This is a genomic window from Rhizobium sp. WYJ-E13, from assembly GCF_018987265.1.
Lineage (GTDB): Bacteria > Pseudomonadota > Alphaproteobacteria > Rhizobiales > Rhizobiaceae > Rhizobium.
The window spans coordinates 3648839-3667704 of record NZ_CP076853.1; the positions used below are offsets into that span (position 1 = coordinate 3648839).

The 18866-nt window shown below is 60.0% G+C and carries 19 protein-coding genes and 1 riboswitch; of the genes, 9 read left to right on the forward strand and 10 right to left on the reverse strand.

Going from position 1 to position 18866, the window contains the following annotated elements:
• The first annotated feature begins 3 nt into the window (after positions 1-3).
• The 7 genes from KQ933_RS18155 (at position 4) to KQ933_RS18185 (ending at position 6238) form a co-directional block, all read left to right on the forward strand.
• Positions 4-579, forward strand: coding sequence for an NADPH-dependent FMN reductase (locus KQ933_RS18155; protein ID WP_216756149.1), 576 nt, complete (start codon positions 4-6; stop codon positions 577-579).
• Positions 580-769: 190 nt separating this feature from the next.
• Positions 770-883: riboswitch (TPP riboswitch) on the forward strand.
• The gene (locus tag KQ933_RS18160; protein ID WP_216756150.1) at positions 874-1482 is read left to right on the forward strand and encodes a Ykof family thiamine-binding protein; all 609 of its coding nucleotides are present in this window, start codon (positions 874-876) and stop codon (positions 1480-1482) included. (Overlaps the previous riboswitch by 10 nt.)
• A 14-nt stretch (positions 1483-1496) precedes the next feature.
• Complete coding sequence (locus KQ933_RS18165) at positions 1497-2288, forward strand: ABC transporter permease (RefSeq protein WP_216756151.1); 792 nt, start codon at positions 1497-1499, stop codon at positions 2286-2288.
• Positions 2285-3040, forward strand: a complete 756-nt coding sequence (locus tag KQ933_RS18170) for an ABC transporter ATP-binding protein (RefSeq protein ID WP_216756152.1) — start codon at positions 2285-2287, stop codon at positions 3038-3040. Before KQ933_RS18165 ends, KQ933_RS18170 begins: the two co-directional genes overlap by 4 nt.
• A gap of 7 nt (positions 3041-3047) precedes the next feature.
• Positions 3048-4058 carry an ABC transporter substrate-binding protein gene (locus KQ933_RS18175; RefSeq protein ID WP_216758944.1) on the forward strand — a complete coding sequence of 337 codons (1011 nt, stop codon included), beginning with the start codon at positions 3048-3050 and terminating at the stop codon, positions 4056-4058.
• A gap of 65 nt (positions 4059-4123) precedes the next feature.
• Complete coding sequence (locus KQ933_RS18180; RefSeq protein WP_216756153.1) at positions 4124-5338, forward strand: acyltransferase; 1215 nt, start codon at positions 4124-4126, stop codon at positions 5336-5338.
• A 222-nt stretch (positions 5339-5560) separates the two neighbouring features.
• The gene (locus tag KQ933_RS18185; protein ID WP_253958251.1) at positions 5561-6238 is read left to right on the forward strand and encodes a sugar transferase; all 678 of its coding nucleotides are present in this window, start codon (positions 5561-5563) and stop codon (positions 6236-6238) included.
• Positions 6239-6398: 160 nt separating this feature from the next.
• Here the strand turns inward: KQ933_RS18185 and KQ933_RS18190 are convergent, their stop codons facing one another.
• The 10 genes from KQ933_RS18190 to KQ933_RS18235 form a co-directional block, all read right to left on the reverse strand.
• Positions 6399-6806, reverse strand: a complete 408-nt coding sequence (locus tag KQ933_RS18190) for a F0F1 ATP synthase subunit epsilon (RefSeq protein WP_216756154.1) — start codon at positions 6804-6806, stop codon at positions 6399-6401.
• A complete protein-coding gene (locus tag KQ933_RS18195) occupies positions 6806-7048 on the reverse strand; it encodes a hypothetical protein (protein ID WP_216756155.1) in 243 nt (80 codons plus the stop codon). The genes KQ933_RS18190 and KQ933_RS18195 overlap by 1 nt, the downstream gene beginning before the upstream one ends.
• A complete protein-coding gene (gene atpD / locus KQ933_RS18200) occupies positions 7048-8475 on the reverse strand; it encodes a F0F1 ATP synthase subunit beta (protein WP_216756156.1) in 1428 nt (475 codons plus the stop codon). The genes KQ933_RS18195 and atpD overlap by 1 nt, the downstream gene beginning before the upstream one ends.
• A gap of 22 nt (positions 8476-8497) precedes the next feature.
• Positions 8498-9382: a F0F1 ATP synthase subunit gamma gene (locus tag KQ933_RS18205; RefSeq protein ID WP_216756157.1), complete on the reverse strand. Its 885-nt coding sequence runs from the start codon at positions 9380-9382 to the stop codon at positions 8498-8500.
• A 28-nt stretch (positions 9383-9410) separates the two neighbouring features.
• Positions 9411-10940 carry a F0F1 ATP synthase subunit alpha gene (gene atpA / locus KQ933_RS18210; RefSeq protein WP_216756158.1) on the reverse strand — a complete coding sequence of 510 codons (1530 nt, stop codon included), beginning with the start codon at positions 10938-10940 and terminating at the stop codon, positions 9411-9413.
• Positions 10940-11506 (reverse strand): F0F1 ATP synthase subunit delta, encoded by a 567-nt coding sequence (locus tag KQ933_RS18215; protein ID WP_216758946.1) that lies wholly within the window; start codon positions 11504-11506, stop codon positions 10940-10942. Before KQ933_RS18215 ends, atpA begins: the two co-directional genes overlap by 1 nt.
• 255 nt (positions 11507-11761) lie before the next feature.
• On the reverse strand, positions 11762-12151 hold the full coding sequence (locus KQ933_RS18220) for a DUF4345 domain-containing protein (protein ID WP_216756159.1): 390 nt from the start codon (positions 12149-12151) through the stop codon (positions 11762-11764).
• A gap of 78 nt (positions 12152-12229) precedes the next feature.
• Entirely contained in the window at positions 12230-14446 is a 2217-nt protein-coding gene (locus KQ933_RS18225; protein ID WP_216756160.1) for a primosomal protein N', read from the reverse strand.
• A 54-nt stretch (positions 14447-14500) separates the two neighbouring features.
• Complete coding sequence (locus KQ933_RS18230) at positions 14501-15649, reverse strand: AAA family ATPase (protein WP_216756161.1); 1149 nt, start codon at positions 15647-15649, stop codon at positions 14501-14503.
• A gap of 25 nt (positions 15650-15674) precedes the next feature.
• Complete coding sequence (locus tag KQ933_RS18235) at positions 15675-16619, reverse strand: GNAT family N-acetyltransferase (protein ID WP_216756162.1); 945 nt, start codon at positions 16617-16619, stop codon at positions 15675-15677.
• Positions 16620-16762: 143 nt separating this feature from the next.
• On the opposite strand from KQ933_RS18235, the gene KQ933_RS18240 reads away from it, so the two are divergent.
• Both KQ933_RS18240 and KQ933_RS18245 read left to right on the forward strand, forming a co-directional pair.
• A complete protein-coding gene (locus KQ933_RS18240; protein WP_216756163.1) occupies positions 16763-17698 on the forward strand; it encodes a tyrosine recombinase XerC in 936 nt (311 codons plus the stop codon).
• A gap of 87 nt (positions 17699-17785) precedes the next feature.
• Positions 17786-18862: a TraB/GumN family protein gene (locus KQ933_RS18245; protein ID WP_216756164.1), complete on the forward strand. Its 1077-nt coding sequence runs from the start codon at positions 17786-17788 to the stop codon at positions 18860-18862.
• The last annotated feature ends 4 nt before the right edge of the window (positions 18863-18866 follow it).

The window sequence follows — 18866 nt, forward strand, 5'->3', positions numbered from 1 at the left end:
TGCATGCAGAAACCCATGAGGCTTGCCGTCATCTATGGCAGCACGCGTGAGGGCCGCATCTGCGACAGGGTGGTGAAATGGCTCGAAAGAGAGCTGGCCCGCTTTCCGCAATTCAAGATCGACATCATCGATCCGCTGGCATTTTCGTTGCCGCGAGAGCATGCGCCGCATCATCCGGAGGCAAGACGGCTCACGGACAGGCTTCACCAGGCCGATGGCTTCATCCTCGTCACCCCGGAATATAACCACAGTTTCACCGCCTCACTGAAGTTCCTCATCGATCTCTTCATCGAGCCCTGGCACGGCAAGCCGATTGCCTTTGTCTGCTATGGCGGTGTCTCCGCCGGATTACGGGCAGTTGAACAGCTCCGCCTCGTCTTCGCCGAACTCCATGCCGTCACGATCTGCGACGCCGTGAGCTTCAACTCCCCCTGGCGTCGTTTCGACAATGAAGGCTGGCTGCAGGATCCGCAGGATGCGTTGCGCCGGCTCTCGCGAATGATGGCCCAGTTGCAATGGTGGACTGAAGCGCTGATCACCGCCCGCAGCGACACTCCTTATGCCGGTGTAGCCGCCTGAGACAACGACATCCGGTTCCGTTTCTGGCAGGTACGGAAGCGGCTGGACACCCGGACAGGGCCTCCGTCCGGGTGTTTCCTTCCCCGACACCTAACAGGTGCTCCCAAACGGTCATCGCCCTCATACCGACCGTGTAGCCGGGTAGGAATTTTGCGGTTGCAGTATCGCAAACCCGGTGTTAGTTTCCGCCACAATTTCACGGGGGAGCTCCGAACTGCCGGGGCTGAGATGTGAGGCGCATGCCTCCGGACCCTTCAAAGCTGATCTGGGTAATGCCAGCGGAGCGAGGTCCAAATGTTTTCCGGCGCGCAAGTGTCCCTGTATCCGATGTCCGGCAATTTCGTCGGCATCATCCTTGACGCTATCAAGGCTCTCGAGCCCTATCGCGATCGTCTTCGCATCGAAACCGACGATATTTCTACCCTGATGGTCGGCCCGCCCGACGTGCTGTTTGCCGCCATGCGCGACCTCTTCGTCTCGGCTGCCGCAAGCGGCGAGCATTGCGTATTGTCCGCCGCCATCTCGCGTGGCTGCCCCGGCGAACCGGATGATGCGATCTGCGGCGCCGGCTTGTCTTCCAGCCGGTCCGAGCCGCTTGCCGAGCGCGTCGAGGCCGCGATCACGGCAGTCAGGGATACGAAACAGACCGGCCGGGCAACGGCAGCCCAGTTTTCTCTCTATGTTATGGGAACGGGCACGCATATGGACGAGATCTATGGCTGCATCGATTTCCTGAAGCGTTCGGGCACATTCGACCGCTCCAAGAATTTCTGCACCAAGCTGCGCGGCGATGCCGGCGCGATCTTCGCGACCATTCACGAAGCCTTCTATCGCTTCGGCGATCCAGAAGGCCATGTGACGCTGGATATCACGGTCTCCGCGAACAGCCCGAGCAAAGCCTGAGACGCTTGACGGCGATGACCTTATCGAAATCGGATTCCACATTTGCGACACTGAGGCGGGCCTTGCCTGCCATTCTTGCCGTGTTTGCTTTCCTGGCTGTCTGGGAGCTCTATGTCGATCTCTCCGGCATCAAACCCTCCATCCTGCCCTCGCCTTCGCGCATCCTCACACAAAGCTGGGTGAACAGGCAGGCGCTGCTTGACAATACCTGGCCGACGCTCAGTGCAACGCTCGGCGGTTTTGCCCTGTCGCTGGTCTTTGCCTTCGTCTCGTCGGTGCTGATGGATTTCGTGCCCTTCATGCGTCGCGCGCTGCTGCCGCTCTTCATCGTCAGCCAGACGCTGCCGCTGGTCGCGATTGCGCCCCTGGTCGTGCTCTGGTTCGGTTTCGGGCTGCTGCCGAAACTTCTGCTCGTCGCGCTCGTCACCTTCTTCCCATTGCTGGTCGCCCTGCTGCAGGGCTATGAATCGACGGACGGAGATATTGCCGAGCTTCTGAGTTCCATGAAGGCGAGCCGCTGGCGCATCTTCTGCCTGGCGCGACTTCCCTCCGCCATGCCCTTCTTCTTTGCGGGTCTGCGCATATCGATCACCTATGCCGTGGTCGGCGCGATCTTTGCCGAATATGCAGGCGCCTCCCGTGGCCTGGGGATTTACATCCTCAACGCCAAGAACAATTTCCGGCCGGATCTTGTGCTCGCCGCCGTCGTTCTCAGTGCCCTTCTGACGCTGTGCCTTTTCGGCCTTACGCTGGCGATCCAGCGTCTCGCCATGCCCTGGCAATCCGCCGCAGAGAAACGCCGATGAGCGGGATGCTGGAGCTTAAGAACATCTCGAAGTCCTTTGATGGCATGGAGGTGCTGAAGGACATCTCTCTCCATATCGCCAGAGGTGAATTCGTTTCGATCGTCGGCCCCTCTGGCTCCGGCAAGTCGACGATCCTCAGGCTGCTGACACAGGCACTGCTGGCCGATAAAGGCGACATTCTCTTCGACGGCACTCCGCTCTCACAGGCTGCGCATGCCTTCGCTTTCATGCCCCAGCGCGATGCGTTGATGCCGTGGCGAAGCGTGATCGACAATGCGATCCTCGGCCTCGAAGTGCATGGCATGCGTCGCAGGCAAGCGCGCGCCGTCGCTGCCCCTCTCTTCGAACGCTTCGGCCTTGCCGGCTTCGAAAACCACTATCCCGCGGCCCTTTCGGGCGGCATGCGCCAGCGTGCGGCGCTGCTGCGCACTGTGATCCAGCGGCAGGATGTGCTGCTGCTCGACGAGCCTTTCGGAGCGCTCGACGCACTGACCCGCACACAGATGCAGGAATGGCTGCAAGGCATGTGGACCGATCATCGCTGGACGGCGCTGCTGATTACACATGATGTGCGCGAGGCGGTCTTTTTGTCCGACCGCATCTATGTGCTTTCCGCCCGCCCGGCAGCTGTGGTCAGGGAATTCGAGGTGCCGCTGGCAAGACCGCGCACGCTTGCCGATCTCGGCTCCCCGGCCGCACAGACGATCGAAACAGAAATCCTTCAAACACTGCTGCATCCGCAAAGAACCTGAGGAGGTCCTGATGCTTCTCACCCGCCGACAAACCCTTTTTGCCGCCATGGCTGCAGGCCTCGTCGGCCGCACGGCCTTCGCCCAGTCCGCTGCCGCAAAGGTCCGCATCGCGCTCGACTGGACGCCGAACACCAATCATATCGGCATCTATGTCGCCAGGGCGAAGGGCTTCTATGAAGCAGCCGGCCTCGATGTCGAAATCCTGCCCTATGCCGATACCAGCGCCGGCACGCTGGTCGCGAACGGCGTTGCCGATTTCGGCATCTGCGGGGAAATCGAAACCTTCACCCAGCGCGCCGCCGGCGCGGATGTGAAGCTCGTCTACGCCGTGGTGCAGACGGAAACCGGCAGGCTGATCTTCAAGGGCGGCCGTGACGACATCAAGAGCCCGAAAGACCTTGATGGTAAGACCTATGGTGGCTTCGGCGGCGCATGGGAGGAGGCGCTCGTCTCCGCGATGATCCGCAACGACGGCGGCAAGGGCACCTTCCAGAATGTCACGCTCGGCACTTCAGCCTATGAGGCGCTCGACAACGGCGCCATCGACTTCACCCTGGAAATCTACACCTGGGAGGGCATTGCCGCCCAGCTCGAGAACCGGCAGGTCGGCCGCTGGCGCTACAGCGATTACGGCATTCCCGACGAACAGACGACCGCGATCGCTTCCAGCGACGCCTATCTTGCGGCCAATCCGCAAAATGCCCGCGCCTTCATCCAGGCAACACTGAAGGGTTACGCCCATTCTGTCGACAATCCGGACGAGGCCTGCGACCTCCTGATCGCCGGCAGCAATGGCGCACTGCTCAACACCGATCTTGTCAAGGCATCGCAGAAGGCCCTCGTCGAGGGTCATTTCCTCAGGAGCGAAAACGGCGCGATCGGCACCATCGATCCGGCCAAGGCCGAAGCGATCGGCACTTTCCTGTTCGATCATGGCATCCTCCTCGATGCCAACGGTACGGCACTGACGGAAAAGCCCGACTTTTCCGCCTACTACACCAACAGTCTCCTTGGCTGAGACGAGCCCGCCCTTGCGGGCAGCAGCTTTTCACTGCAAAGTCCCGCAAGGAGCGAGGGAGCGACATGCAGCAGCAGGACCGGGTGGCCGGAGCGGATTTCTTGCGTGCAACCGCCTGCCTGCTGGTCCTCACTCACCATCTCATTCTGCGCATCGACCTCACCAAGCTCGGCGAAGAATTGCGACCGACGCTGACTGCCTTGCGCTTCGGCAATTTCGGCGTCGCCATCTTCTTCGTCCTCAGCGGCTTCCTGCTGGCCTTGCCGTTCTGGCGTTCCCTTGATGCGGGCAATACGATGCCTGATCTGCGCATCTATGCGCTACGCCGCGCGGCCCGCATCGTACCCGGCTATTGGGTGGCTTTGACGGCGGGCTTCATCCTCAGCATCACGTTACTTGGACATGTGCTGACACCGGAACTTACTCTGCGCTATGCCAGCGGCCTTTTCTTCATGAGCCAATGGCACTGGCGCACTTTCTTTCCTGTCGAAGGCAACGGCCCGCTCTGGTCCATCTCTTTCGAAGCGACGAGCTACGTGCTGCTGCCGCTTTGTTTCCTCTGGCTTTTCGCGATCCCGGAAAACCGCCGTTCTCCGCCCGTCACGCGCCTTGCCTGGCTCGGCATCATTGCCGTGACGCTGATCGCCCATGAAACCTTCCGTGTGCTTTTCCCGCCCAATGAGATCGACCGTGGCTGGCAATATGGCATGCAGGGCGGCGCGAAGGAGTGGATGCCCAGCTACAATCCCATCGGTTTTTTCGCCGTTTTTGCGCTCGGCACACTCGCAGCCGGCATTCAGATCCTGCTGCCGCGAAAACGTCGGATCTCGTTCGATATCATCGCACTCGCCTGCCTCGCCGCCGCCGGCCTCCAGCTGCCGCTTTCGACAGGCGGACCCTGGGAAGCCTACGGATGGCTCGGAATTCCCTATGCCTTTCCGCTGTTTCCAGTTCTGATCGCTGCCGCCTTTGTGACCCTCTCGCGCTCCGTGCTGCTTGCGGCACTGCTCGACAATATCGTCATGCGCTCTACGGCAACCATCTCATTCGGGATCTATATCTGGCAGGATATCGTGCTGACCTCGATGCAGACGATCTCTCCGGCGATATTCGGGATCGGCAGAGACGATCCGGTACAGGACTGGTTTATCGGCTGCGCCTTCGCGACGTCGATCATTTTTCTTTTCGCAAGCCTCAGCTATTTCGCTCTCGAACGACCGGCAATACGAAGCGCCGCACGCATAACGCGCAAGAATTCAGCCATTAAACAATATAGTTAATTCTCAACCCATTAAAAATATCCGAGACATATTTCGAAATACTCCCAAATTTGGCTCCGTTATGGTTACGAAAACGTTAGGGAGGTGGGTGACAAACCGATCCCGCCCATGTATTTGTGCCAGCGCGATGCAATATACGAGTATTTCCACGGACGTTGCTTAATGAACGTGTTTACTTCAAATAAGCTTCAAGATACGGCTTTCGCTGTAAAAACAGTGAGGATGAAGGCTCGCGACGCAGCGAATTCCAATATTCGCCAGCCCGAAAACTTTGCCGCATTGGATGGCCGGAACGGATTTCAGCTCGGATTGAAGAGAGCTTTCGACATTTTCGGTGCAACAAGCGCGCTGATTATTCTGTTTCCAGTTCTTTTGGTGATCGCGTTTCTCATCGTGATCGATGACGGCGGGCCGGTGTTTTTCCGGCAGGTTCGCTGGGGCCTGAAGGGCAGCAAGATCACCGTCTACAAGTTTCGCTCCATGCGGGCCGATCTCTGCGATCCGACTGGCGTCGAGCAGACTGTCAAGGGTGATCGGCGCGTGACGCGGATTGGCGCCTTCCTGCGCAAGACCAACATCGACGAGCTTCCGCAGCTTCTCAACGTCATCAAGGGCGATATGTCGCTCGTCGGCCCCCGCTGCCACGCGATCAATATGCGCGCAGCCGGCATGCTCTACGAGGAACTGGTGCCCGAATATCATTACCGCCATCTGATGCGGCCGGGCATCACCGGCCTTGCCCAGACGCGCGGCTGGCGCGGTCCGACAGATCGACCGACAGAAGCGCGCGCCCGCATTGCCAGCGATATCTACTACATTAGAAATTTCAGCATCTGGCTGGATATGAAGATCATGTTCCGCACGCTGCTGTCCGAATTGCGCGGCGGCACCGGGTTCTGAGATACTGAATTTTCACGGGCGAAATCGATCGGGCCGGCGGTGAGATACCGGCTGTTTTGTTTTACAGCATTCGCCGGGATAAGGGGCAGCATGTTCTCCCATGAGAAAAGCGGCCTGAAGGCCGCTTTTCTGTTCAATCTATGATGTCTGACTGAACCGATCAGTCTTGACCGACCATGCCCTGCAGGCGGGTCATCTCCATGATGAAGTGCTCGAGCTTGGACTTGTGCTCGTGGTGCACGACATCCTCAAGTTCCTTCTTCGCAGCTTCGATGCGACGGGTCAGTTCGTCCTTGTTGAGTTCTTCCACCGGAACGGCAGATTCGGCAAGCAGCGTGCAGCCGGTCGGCAGGACGTCAGCGAAACCACCGAACACAACGTAATCCTGCTTCGAGCCCGAAGAGGAACGAACGCTTACGATGCCCGGCTTGATGGTCGTCATCGTCGGGGCATGGTTGGCCATAACAGTCATCTCGCCTTCGGTGGCAGGAATGACGACCTCGGTCACCATTTCCGACAGCAGCAGGCGCTCCGGCGAAACGAGCTCAAAATTGAAATTGTCAGCCATCAGTGACTTACCTTCTCGGCTATGGCTTTTGCATCTTGCAATTTGGTCCCGCAGAACGGGCAGTACACTATGGCCTGGTCGAGATAGCCAAGGCCTTCCTCGGTCTGAGCCAGCCCGACAACCATCATCATCACGCCGTTGTCGGCACGGTAGATAGTCGGCGCCGCCGGTTCAGGAAGTTCGGCCACGACACTCTTGAGGGTGTCGCAGCAGAACATCATCTCGTCCAGAGCGTCGCTCATCAAGCAGCAGCGAGCTTCTTGGCCTTCTCGATAGCTTCTTCGATCGAGCCGACCATGTAGAAAGCAGCTTCCGGCAGATGGTCGTAATCGCCGTTGACGAGGCCCTTGAAGCCCTTGATCGTGTCTTCGAGAGCAACCAGCTTGCCCGGCGAACCGGTGAAGACTTCGGCAACGAAGAACGGCTGCGACAGGAAGCGCTCGATCTTGCGGGCGCGAGCAACCGACAGCTTGTCTTCTTCAGATAGTTCGTCCATGCCCAGGATGGCGATGATGTCCTGCAGGGCCTTGTAGCGCTGCAGCGTCGACTGAACCTTACGAGCGATCTCGTAGTGCTCCTCGCCGACAACCAGCGGATCGAGCATGCGCGACGTGGAGTCAAGCGGGTCGACGGCCGGGTAGATACCCTTTTCAGCGATCGAGCGCGACAGAACCGTCGTTGCGTCCAGGTGGGCGAACGAAGTTGCCGGTGCCGGGTCGGTCAAGTCGTCGGCCGGAACGTAAATGGCCTGAACCGAGGTGATCGAGCCGGTCGTCGTCGTGGTGATGCGTTCCTGCATCTGACCCATGTCGGTCGCGAGCGTCGGCTGATAGCCCACGGCCGAAGGAATACGGCCGAGCAGAGCCGACACTTCCGAGCCAGCCTGCGTGAAGCGGAAGATGTTGTCGACGAAGAACAGAACGTCCTGGCCCTGGTCGCGGAAATGTTCTGCAACCGTCAGACCCGTCAGAGCGACGCGAGCGCGGGCGCCCGGCGGTTCATTCATCTGGCCGTAAACCAGCGCAGCCTTGGAGCCTTCGCCGCCGCCATGCTTGTTGACGCCCGATTCGATCATTTCGTGGTAAAGGTCGTTGCCTTCGCGGGTACGTTCACCCACGCCTGCGAAGACCGAGTAACCACCGTGCGCCTTAGCGACGTTGTTGATCAGTTCCATGATGAGAACGGTCTTGCCGACGCCCGCACCGCCGAACAGACCGATCTTGCCGCCCTTTGCATAGGGAGCGAGAAGGTCGACGACCTTGATGCCGGTGACAAGGATCTGCGCTTCCGTAGACTGCTCGACATAGGCCGGAGCGTCCTGGTGGATGGCGCGCTTGTGGGCGGTGTTCAGCGGACCAGCTTCGTCGACCGGCTCACCGATGACGTTCATGATACGGCCGAGCGTTTCGTCACCAACCGGAACCGAGATCGGAGCGCCGGTATCCATAACCTGCTGACCACGAACGAGTCCTTCGGACGAATCCATCGCGATGGTGCGGACTTCGTTTTCGCCCAGATGCTGAGCGACTTCGAGAACCAGCCGGTTGCCGTTATTGTCGGTCTCGAGCGCGTTCAAAATCGCCGGCAGTTCGCCTTCGAAAGCAACGTCGACGACAGCGCCGATAACCTGGGTGACTTTGCCGACAGAGCGGGTAGCTGCCTCAGCCATTTTCTTACCCTCTTTTCCTAACTCAGAGCGCTTCCGCGCCCGAAATGATTTCAATCAGTTCCTTGGTGATCTGCGCCTGACGCTGACGGTTGTAGCTCAGCGTCAGCTTGTTGATCATCTCACCAGCATTGCGCGTCGCATTGTCCATCGCACTCATCTTGGCGCCCATTTCGCCCGCGACGTTCTCAAGGAGAGCGCGGAAGATCTGGACGGAGATATTGCGCGGGATCAGATCGCCAAGGATCGACGCCGGATCCGGCTCGTATTCGTAGACAGCGCCGGCATGGTCCGCATCTTCGGCGACAACTTCGGGAGCCTTGGCCGGGATGAGCTGCTGCGCGGTCGGAACCTGGCTGATCACCGACTTGAACTCGGAGTAGAACAGCGTGCAGACGTCAAATTCACCGGCATCGAACATCTCGATGAGACGCTTGCCGATCTGGTCGGCATTCTCGAAACCGATCTTCTTGACGTCGCGCAATTCCTTGCGCTCGACGATCATCGACGCGAATTCGCGACGCAGGATGTCATAACCCTTCTTGCCGACGGTAAAAATCTTAACCGTCTTGCCTTCAGCGACGAGCCTGCGGACATGATCGCGTGCGAAGCGGGCGATCTGCGAGTTGAAGCCGCCGCACAGGCCGCGTTCGGCCGTGCAGACGACGAGCAGATGAACCTGGTCCTTGCCCGTGCCGGTCATCAGGGCCGGCGCACCGTCCGCGTCGGTAACAGCCTTGGCGATGTTCGCCAGGACCGCATTCATACGCTGCGAGTAAGGCCGGGCGGCCTCGGCCGCCTCCTGGGCACGCCGAAGCTTCGCCGCGGCGACCATCTTCATCGCCTTGGTGATCTTCTGCGTCGCCTTGACGGAGGCGATCCGGTTTTTCAGATCCTTAAGTGAAGGCATCCGTTATCCGTCCTAACCTAGTGCCCGATTACTGGAAAGACTTAGCGAAGCTGTCGAGAGCAGCAGTGAGCTTGCCCTTCGTAGCATCGCTGATAGCCTTTTCCGTTCGGATCGCATCGAGGATGTCGGAGCCTTCCGAACGCAGGTAGGACAGCAGGCCCTGTTCGAACTTGCCGACCTGGGCGACCGGCAGCTTGTCGAGATAGCCATTGACGCCGGCAAAGATCACGGCGACCTGCTCTTCCGTCTTCAGCGGCGAGAACTGCGGCTGCTTCAGGAGTTCGGTCAGGCGTGCACCGCGGTTCAGCAGGCGCTGCGTTGCAGCGTCGAGGTCCGAACCGAACTGGGCGAAGGCGGCCATTTCGCGATACTGGGCGAGTTCGCCCTTGATCGAGCCGGCAACCTGCTTCATCGCCTTGATCTGAGCCGAAGAACCGACGCGGGAAACCGACAGGCCGACGTTAACGGCCGGACGGATACCTTGGTAGAACAGGTCGGTTTCGAGGAAGATCTGACCGTCCGTGATCGAGATCACATTGGTCGGAATGAAGGCCGAAACGTCGTTGCCCTGCGTTTCGATGACCGGCAGAGCGGTGAGCGAACCAGCGCCCTTGTCGTCGTTCATCTTTGCAGCGCGCTCAAGGAGACGCGAATGCAGGTAGAAAACGTCGCCCGGATAAGCTTCGCGACCCGGCGGGCGGCGCAGCAGCAGCGACATCTGACGATAGGCAACGGCCTGCTTGGACAGGTCGTCGTAACCGATCAGCGCGTGCTGAGCGTTGTCGCGGAAGTATTCGCCCATTGCGCAGCCTGCGAACGGAGCAAGGTACTGCATCGGAGCCGGATCGGAAGCCGTGGCGGCAACAACGATCGAGTACTTCAGCGCGCCGCGCTCTTCCAGAACCTTGACGAACTGGGCAACGGTGGAGCGCTTCTGGCCGATGGCAACGTAGACGCAGAAAAGCTTGTCCGCTTCCGGGCCGTTGTCGTGGATCGGCTTCTGGTTCAGGAACGTATCGAGAATAATGGCGGTCTTGCCGGTCTGGCGGTCGCCGATGACGAGTTCGCGCTGGCCGCGGCCGACCGGGATCAGAGCGTCGATAGCCTTGAGGCCGGTCGACATCGGCTCATGAACCGACTTGCGCGGAATGATACCGGGAGCCTTGATGTCCACGCGCGAACGGCGGGTCGCGTTGATCGGGCCTTTGCCGTCGATCGGGTTACCGAGAGCATCGACAACGCGGCCGAGCAGTTCCGGACCAACCGGAACGTCGACGATCGCGCCGGTGCGCTTTACGGTGTCGCCTTCCTTGATGTCGCGGTCGGAGCCGAAAATAACGACACCGACATTGTCGGATTCAAGGTTGAGCGCCATGCCGCGGATGCCACCGGGGAACTCGACCATTTCACCAGCCTGAACGTTGTCCAGGCCATAAACGCGAGCGATACCGTCACCAACGGAGAGAACCTGGCCGACTTCAGAGACTTCCGCCTCTTTGCCGAAGTTCTTGATCTGGTCTTTAAGAATTGCGGAAATTTCCGCAGCGCGGATATCCATCAGCCGACCTCTTTCAATGCAAGCTTAAGGGTAGAGAGTTTGGTACGAAGAGACGTGTCAATCTGACGGGATCCGACCTTGACGATCAGGCCACCAAGAATTGACGGATCAACCGTGACAGCAATCGCCACGTCTTTGCCGGTGACGCCCTTCAGCGCCGCCTTCAATTCATTTTCCTGCTCCGCGTTCAGAGCATGGGCCGAAGTGACTTCAGCAGAAATTTCGCCGCGATGGTTGGCAGCAATGATGCGGAAGGCCTTGATCATGCCCGGCAGGGCAAACAGGCGGCGGTTACGCGCCACGACCTTCAGGAAATTGGCGAAGAAGCCCGAGATGCCGGCCTTTTCGGCGATAGCAACGATGCCCTTGAGCTGATCTTCTGCGGAAAAAACCGGGCTGAGAACGAAGCGCTTCAGGTCGTCGCTTTCGTCCAGCATGGTCTGGAACCGGTCGAGATCAGCGGTAACGCTGTCAACCGCGCCTTCTTCGAGAGCCAGCTCGAAAAGCGACGAGGCATAGCGCTCTGCAACACCAGAAGTAAGCTGGGACGTGTCTGCCACGGGCACAAATTTCCCTGATTTCAATTCAAAATCGGACTTTCGGCGGGCGCCGAACTTATGATCTTGAATTCGTTTTGATTTCCCCCAGAAATCGCAAGAGAAGCCTCTTGCTTCTTCCGAAATTCGGGGTCCGTCTAACATAGGATATCCGGACTCGCAACACGCGTAATGCCCGAATACGTGTTTCGCTTGATTTTCTGTCTGCAAAATTACGGAAACACCTGAAAGCGGCCCGTGAAACACCTTCTTTTCCGCTTCAGATCAGCCCTGCAGGAAGCCGAAAACGTGGAGCAGCGGCAGCGCGGCGACGGCCGCCTGCACAACCAGAAGTAAATAATTGAGGAGCGTGCTCCCCTTATCAGACAGAATGGAAATGATGCGTGCGAAAGCCGCCATCGCGAAGGCTGCTCCAAGCGCCAGATAGGTCCAGTCCTGCGCCAGCATGATCGTGGCAAGGCCGAGGCCAAGATAGAGGCCGCCCATTGATCGGACTTCGCTAAAACCTTCGCGCCGCTCGCCGCGGGGCGCCAAACCGAAAGCTCGCATAGCAAGGCCAGGCGCGAACATGATGACGAAGCCGGCAAGCGCCGTGAAGGCTGCCGCACCGAAGGCAAGCTGCTCGCCAAATTCCGTCGGAAAGTAGAGTTCCATGCCTCGACCCCAAATCATCAGCTGATTCTGCGTTTATGCCATGATCGGCCGCATCCGGAAATGTCGGGCAGCAATGATCTACAGGAAGCTCTGCGGATCGATGTCGAGCTGCACCTGAACAGAGCCGCGCTCTTTCGGCGATTGCGACAGCATCGCCCGCAGATAGGCCTGCATGTCGGAATTCCGGCGTCCATGCACCAAAAGACGAAAACGATGGCGGCCGCGCACCAGCGCCAGCGGCGCCTCCGCCGGACCGAGGACGGAAATGCCTGAAACCTGGGGTGCAGCGTTGCGCATGCCGCGCGCATGGTTCTCCGCATCATGCCGCGTATCGGCCGAAACGATGATGGAGGCGAGCCTGCCGAAGGGTGGGAGCACCGCACGCTCCCGCTCGCTGATTTCGCGCTCGTAAAAGGCCCGCGCATCGCCCGACACGATCGCCTGCATGACCGGATGCTGCGGCTGATAGGTCTGCAGCAGCCCATGGCTCTTGAGCCCGGTTCGGCCGGCACGACCCGTGACCTGCGAAAGAAGCTGGAAGGTCCGCTCCGCCGCGCGCGGATCACCATTCGCGAGCCCAAGATCCGAGTCGACGATGCCGACAAGCGTCATCAGCGGAAAATTGTGCCCCTTGGCCACGAGCTGTGTACCGATGACGATATCCGCCTCTCCCTTGGCGATGGCATCGAGCTCCAGCCGCAGCCGCTTCACCCCGCCCATGATATCGGAAGAGAGCACGATGGTACGCGCATCGGGAAAATGCCGCTCCACCTCTTCGGCGATGCGCTCCACGCCCGGCCCGCAGGCGACGAGGTGGTCGAGCGTTCCGCATTCCGGGCAGGCCTCTGGCGTCGGCTCGGTATGGCCGCATTGATGGCATTGCAGTTGCCGGCGAAAGCGATGCTCGACCAGCCAGCTCGAACATTGCGGGCATTGGAAACGATGGCCGCAGACACGGCAGAGCGTCAGCGGCGCATAACCTCGGCGATTGAGGAAAAGCAGCGCCTGCTCGCCCTTTTCTACCGTCTTACCGATCGCCCGGATCAACACGGGTGACAGGAAACCGCCGCGCTCAGGGGGGTGTCGTCGTAAGTCAACGAGATGCAGGTCGGGAAGTGCCGCGTCGCCGAAACGTGTCGGCAGATGGATCGTGCTGTAGCGTCCGCTCTGGCCATTGACTTGACTCTCCACAGAAGGCGTCGCCGAAACGAGCACAACAGGAAAATCGCCGATCCGACCCCGTACAACAGCCATGTCGCGCGCGTTGTAATAAACGCGATCTTCCTGCTTGTAGGCAGGATCATGCTCTTCATCGACGATGATGAGACCGAGATCTTCAAACGGCAGGAACAGCGCCGAGCGCGCGCCGGCGACGACCCGCACCTCACCCGTTACCGCCTGCCGCCAGACCTTTTCACGCATACGCGGCGCAAGATCGGAATGCCACTCGGCAGGTTTCGCGCCGAACCGGTCCTGGAAGCGTTCGAGGAAGCTTGCGGTAAGAGCGATCTCCGGCAGCAGGATCAGCACCTGTTTGCCCCGCCTCAGCGTCTCTGCGATTGCCTCGAAATAGACTTCCGTCTTGCCGGAGCCGGTCACGCCGTCGATCAGCGAAACGGCAAATTCGCCCTTGCGCACTTCGTCCAGAATTTCCTCGGCGGCCTCCTTCTGCGGACCCTCGAGGCGGGAACCGATGAAGTCCGGATCGGGCCTAGCAACAACAGGCGGCGGCGGCAGGAAGATGGTCTCGAAAATGCCCTGTGCAATCAGCCCGTCAACGACGCTGGTGGAGACACCTGCGGCATGGGCAAGACCGATCCGGGTCCAGGAGAGCCCGTCTGAGGTCGCATCGAGCACGCGAGCGCGCGCCGGCGTCATCCGCTCCGGCTGGCCACCGACGAACCGTAATCCCTCCACCATCGGCTCCGGCTCGAAGGCATTCGGCGCCCTCAGCGCCATCCGCGCCACCAGTCCCGGCGGAGAAAGCGTATAGGTCGCCACCCAGTCGATGAAATCCCGCATCTCCTTGTTGAGCGGTGGGCAATCGAAGACGTGGGTGATGGGCCTGAGCTTCTTAGGGTCGACACCATCCTCACCGCCATCCCAGACGACACCGATCACCTGGCGCGGCCCAAGCGGCACCTGCACGACCGAGCCGGGCTCGACCGCAATGCCATCGGGCACAGAATAGGAATAGGGTTTTGGCGCCGGCATCGGCACCAGCACCGGAACTGTACGGTTTACGGGCAGGGCCTCGAAAAGCGCGCCAAAAAGATCGGACGAATCTGTACTCATCGCGGCAGACCATGCCCGCAACGGCCGTGAAATGAAACCCGCCGACAATGAGGGCTATTCGTCATCGTCGTCGTCACCAGCGATCGTTCCCGTCAGCCGCATGCCTTCGATCCAGGTGGCGCCATTCTCGCGGATAACCTTTCGTGAACGAACGCCACAACGTTCGCGCACGGCCTCGGCCAGTTGCGCCGAATGGGTGACGATCCAGACCTGGCTGCTCTTTGAAGCTTCCGCGATCATGTCTGCGAGCGGCAGCAGCATATCCGGATGCAGGCTCGCCTCCGGCTCGTTCAGGGCGATGAGCGCCGGCAACCGATAAGAAAGCAGTGCCGCAGCAAGACCGAGGAAGCGGATCTGTCCGTCAGACAGCTCACGCGGATGAAAGACGCGGTACGGGAAATCGGGAAGCATCAAACCGAACTCCGCCGTCTCGCCCGGTTCCGGCACGATGAGCCTTGCGCCCCCGAGGGCCGATGCGAGAATGCGATCAAGCTCCACCGTATCCTGCCGTGTGTGCGCAAGCGTCGCAAAGACGGCGGCGAGATTAGCACCATCCTCGTCCAGCATGGGACTGGTGACGGCAAGGCAGGGATGACGAAGTGGCGAGGCCCTGTCCGTGCGAAAACCGTGGAAGAAGCGCCAATTGTTGACGATACGGCGGAAGGCGGCAACTTCGGGAAAATGGCCGGCATCGCCGAGCAAAGCGATTGCTGTTTCCGATGTCAGCGCTTCGTCCGGATAGTCTTGCATCCGCCCCGCAGCATCACGAACAGAGATGCCAGGGCCGGCCCGTTTCATCATGATCACCGGACGGCGGCCGATTTCGACGGAAAGCTCCTCAGCCTTGATCTGCGGTTCCAACGCAAAGCCCGCAGCCGCCTTTGGTGGGCGCAGGCCGGCCTCGACATGATATCGGAATGTGACGGCCCGCTCCTCGTCGACGATCTCGACTTCTAGGCGAATGCGTGCAGGTCCGTCGGACTTGGGCCGCTTGCCGGACCAAAGAGCCGACAGCATGCCGCCTTCAGCGGCAAGCTCATAGGCCAGCCGCCCGCGAACCGCCGCCTGTACAAGTTGCAGGGCACGATAGAGATTGGACTTGCCGGCACCGTTCTCTCCAAGAAACAGCGTCGTATCCGCAAGATCCATGCGGATCGAGCGCAGTGACCGGTAATTCTTGGCAAACATGGAGCGAAGACGCATGCCTCCGCTTTAGCGCAAAGCAATGCTAAAAAGAATGGGCAGCAACCAACTCCGGCAACAGTTGTCGGGACACGGGCACGAAGCGTGAATCCCCATCAGCCGCCATGTCGCAGACCGTGTGCTTTTCCAGCGCCTTCGTTACCTCGTTCAGATCGCCGTCGAGCTGTTCGGCGGGAATTAGATTGCCGATGACGAAATCGAAGCGGTCGCCCTTCTTGTTCAGAAGTTCATAGAATACCGTCATGTCGCGCAATTCCGTCGACCATTTGGCAAACCAGTAGAAAAGCCCGGAATTGCGCGCCGTCATATGAACGGGCAGGATCGGCAGGCCGTATTTACGGGCAAGGCCGACGGCAGAAGTTTTCCATGGCCGCTCGTTCAGCTGCCCGTTCGCCCAGTAGGCGATACGGCCTGAGGGGAAAAGCACGGTGGCCTTGCCCTCTTTGACCGCATGGTTGGTGAGCTGCAGTGTCTCGCGCGCTTTGAGCTTGCTCTTGAATTCCTCGCGCCATTCGACCGGTATGATCATTTCCGCAAAGCGCGGATTGACGCGTACGGCATCCCGGTTGGCGAAGAACATCATATCCGGGCGGCACGTCTTCAAGAGATCGAACACGGCCACACCGTCGGCAATGCCGGTCGGATGATTGCTGACGAGGATGAAACCGCCTGATGCCGGGATGCGCTCGGCGTTGGTGACGTTGATGTCGAGCTTCAGCAGGTTGCTCATATATTCGAAAGACTGGAAGCCCGGCATGTTGGCAACGTCGTTGGCGAATTCGATCGCCTTGTTGTAGCGCAGCAGCGTGTAGAGAAACGGCCGCATGACAGGCCAAAGCGGATGGCGGACGATCTTCTGCCCGCGCTCGGCGATCAACGTATCGACGATATGGCCGGGCTTTCCGTGTGAAACCAGGGCGATCGCTTCCGCGAGCTGTCCAAAGGCCGTCATGGAATCGCGCCGTGCCATGAAAATTCCTGTTTTACGGGAGCTATAAGCTATCTCAATGAATTATGATCGATACATGACAAGGGCTTGGCAAGCATTAGCAATTCCATAACGTCACTGTTTCAGAATTGGCGTCATCGAAAGCAAATTCAAGAGTTAAAACCGTGAATGAACTCCTGATCGTTGCCGATCCGCACCTGATGACGGAACGAGGAGCCTGGCTTGAAAACCTCGCTCTGGAGCGCCGCCTCTCCGAGCATACGCTCGATGCCTATGAGCGCGACACACGCCAGTTCCTGACCTTCATGACCGGTCACCTCGGCGGTCCGACGACATTGCGCGATATCGAGGCGCTGCGCCCGGCAGACTTCCGCGCCTTTCTGGCCGCCCGGCGCAAGGAGGGCTCCGGCGCCCGCTCGGTGGCTCGCAATCTTGCCGGCATTCGCTCCTTCCTGCGTCACCTTGAAAAGAAGGGCCTCGTGAATGCGGCGGGCGCCGGCGCCGTGCGCTCCCCGAAACAACCGAAATCGCTTCCGAAGCCGCTCTCCGACCGCCACGCCATCACCGTTGTCGGCAGCGATGCCCAGCTCCATGACGAGCCCTGGATCGCTGCACGTGATGCTGCCGTCATGACCCTGCTCTATGGTTGCGGCCTGCGCATTTCCGAAGCGCTCGACCTGACACCCACCGATCTCAGGCCCGAAGCCACCACACTGCGCATCACTGGCAAGGGCAACAAGACCCGCCTGGTGCCGCTGCTGCCCATCGTCTTCGAAGCCGTCGAGAAATACCGGCAGCTCTGCCCCTTTCATTTGGAGGACGGCGAACCGCTCTTTCGCGGCGCCCGCGGCGGCAAACTGCAGCCTGCCATCATCCAGCGCACCATGCAGAAGCTGCGCAGTGCCTTCGGCCTGCCGGAAACGGCAACCCCGCATGCGCTTCGCCATTCCTTCGCCACCCATCTGCTGGCCGGCGGCGGCGACCTGCGCACCATCCAGGAACTGCTCGGTCATGCGAGCCTCTCGACCACGCAGGTCTATACCGGCGTTGATGCATCAAGGCTCCTGGAAGTGTATGATAAGGCGCATCCGCGTGCGTAATCCTTCGTTAACGCTGTCTCTTAAAGGAATATGCGCAAGCCCGGCGTAGAGCATGAGGCTCGAAGCACAAGTGACCGGATTACCAGCATGACGATCTTCATCGGCCACCGGACTTTCCATATCGCGCAGCCGGGCAATATCCTGCTCTGGCTGATCGCAGCCTTCCACATGCTGCTGGCCGCCGCATTGCTCGCCGTTGTCTTTTCCGTCACGCCGGCCGACGCCGCGGAAGACAGCTGCACCGGAAAGAACCTTCTCACCGAACTGCAGCAGAACGACCCTGCCCGTTACGCTGAAGCCGTGAAGGAAGCGGATGCAACGCCAAACGGCAAAGGCATTTTCTGGAAGATCGAAAAACCGGGTCTCAAGGCCTCCTGGCTGCTTGGCACCATGCACGTCACCGACCCGCGCGTCCTGAACCTGCCGCCCCGCACCCAGACTGCTCATGACGGCGCCGATACGATCGTCATCGAGTCCGACGAAATTCTCGATGAGAAGAAGGCGACCGCAGCGTTGCTGATGAAGCCGGATCTGATGATGTTCACGGACGGCACCACAATCGACAAGCTTCTTTCGCCTGGCGACTACAGCCGCCTCGAAACCGGGCTGAAGCAGCGCGGTATCCCCCTCTCGGCCGTTTCCCGCATGCGCCCCTGGATGATCGCGAGCGCCGTTGCACTTCCTGCCTGCGAGATCGCCCGCAAGGCAAAGGGCGTACAGTTCCTCGACCAGAAGATCGCAGCGGATGCGGCCGCCGAAGGCAAACAGGTCAAGGGTCTTGAGACCCTGGCGGAACAGCTGCAGGCCATGGCCGAGTTGCCGGTCGAGTTTCATCTGAAGTCGCTGATCGAGACCCTCGAACTTGGCGGCAAGATGAACGACGTGGTCGAGACCATGACCGACATCTATCTCTCCGGCGATATCGGCATGACCATGCCGATGCTGAAGACCGTCACGCCTGAAGGCAGCGACGAGAACAGCGACTACGCCGCTTTCGAGCAGCGCGTCATCGTCGACCGCAACAAGGTGATGGCCGAACGCGCCGCGCCCATCCTCGCCAACGGCAACGTCTTCATGGCCGTCGGCGCCCTGCACCTTCCGGGCAAGGAAGGTGTCATCGAACTGCTGCGCCAGCAGGGTTTCACGGTCACGGCGGTCAACTGACCGC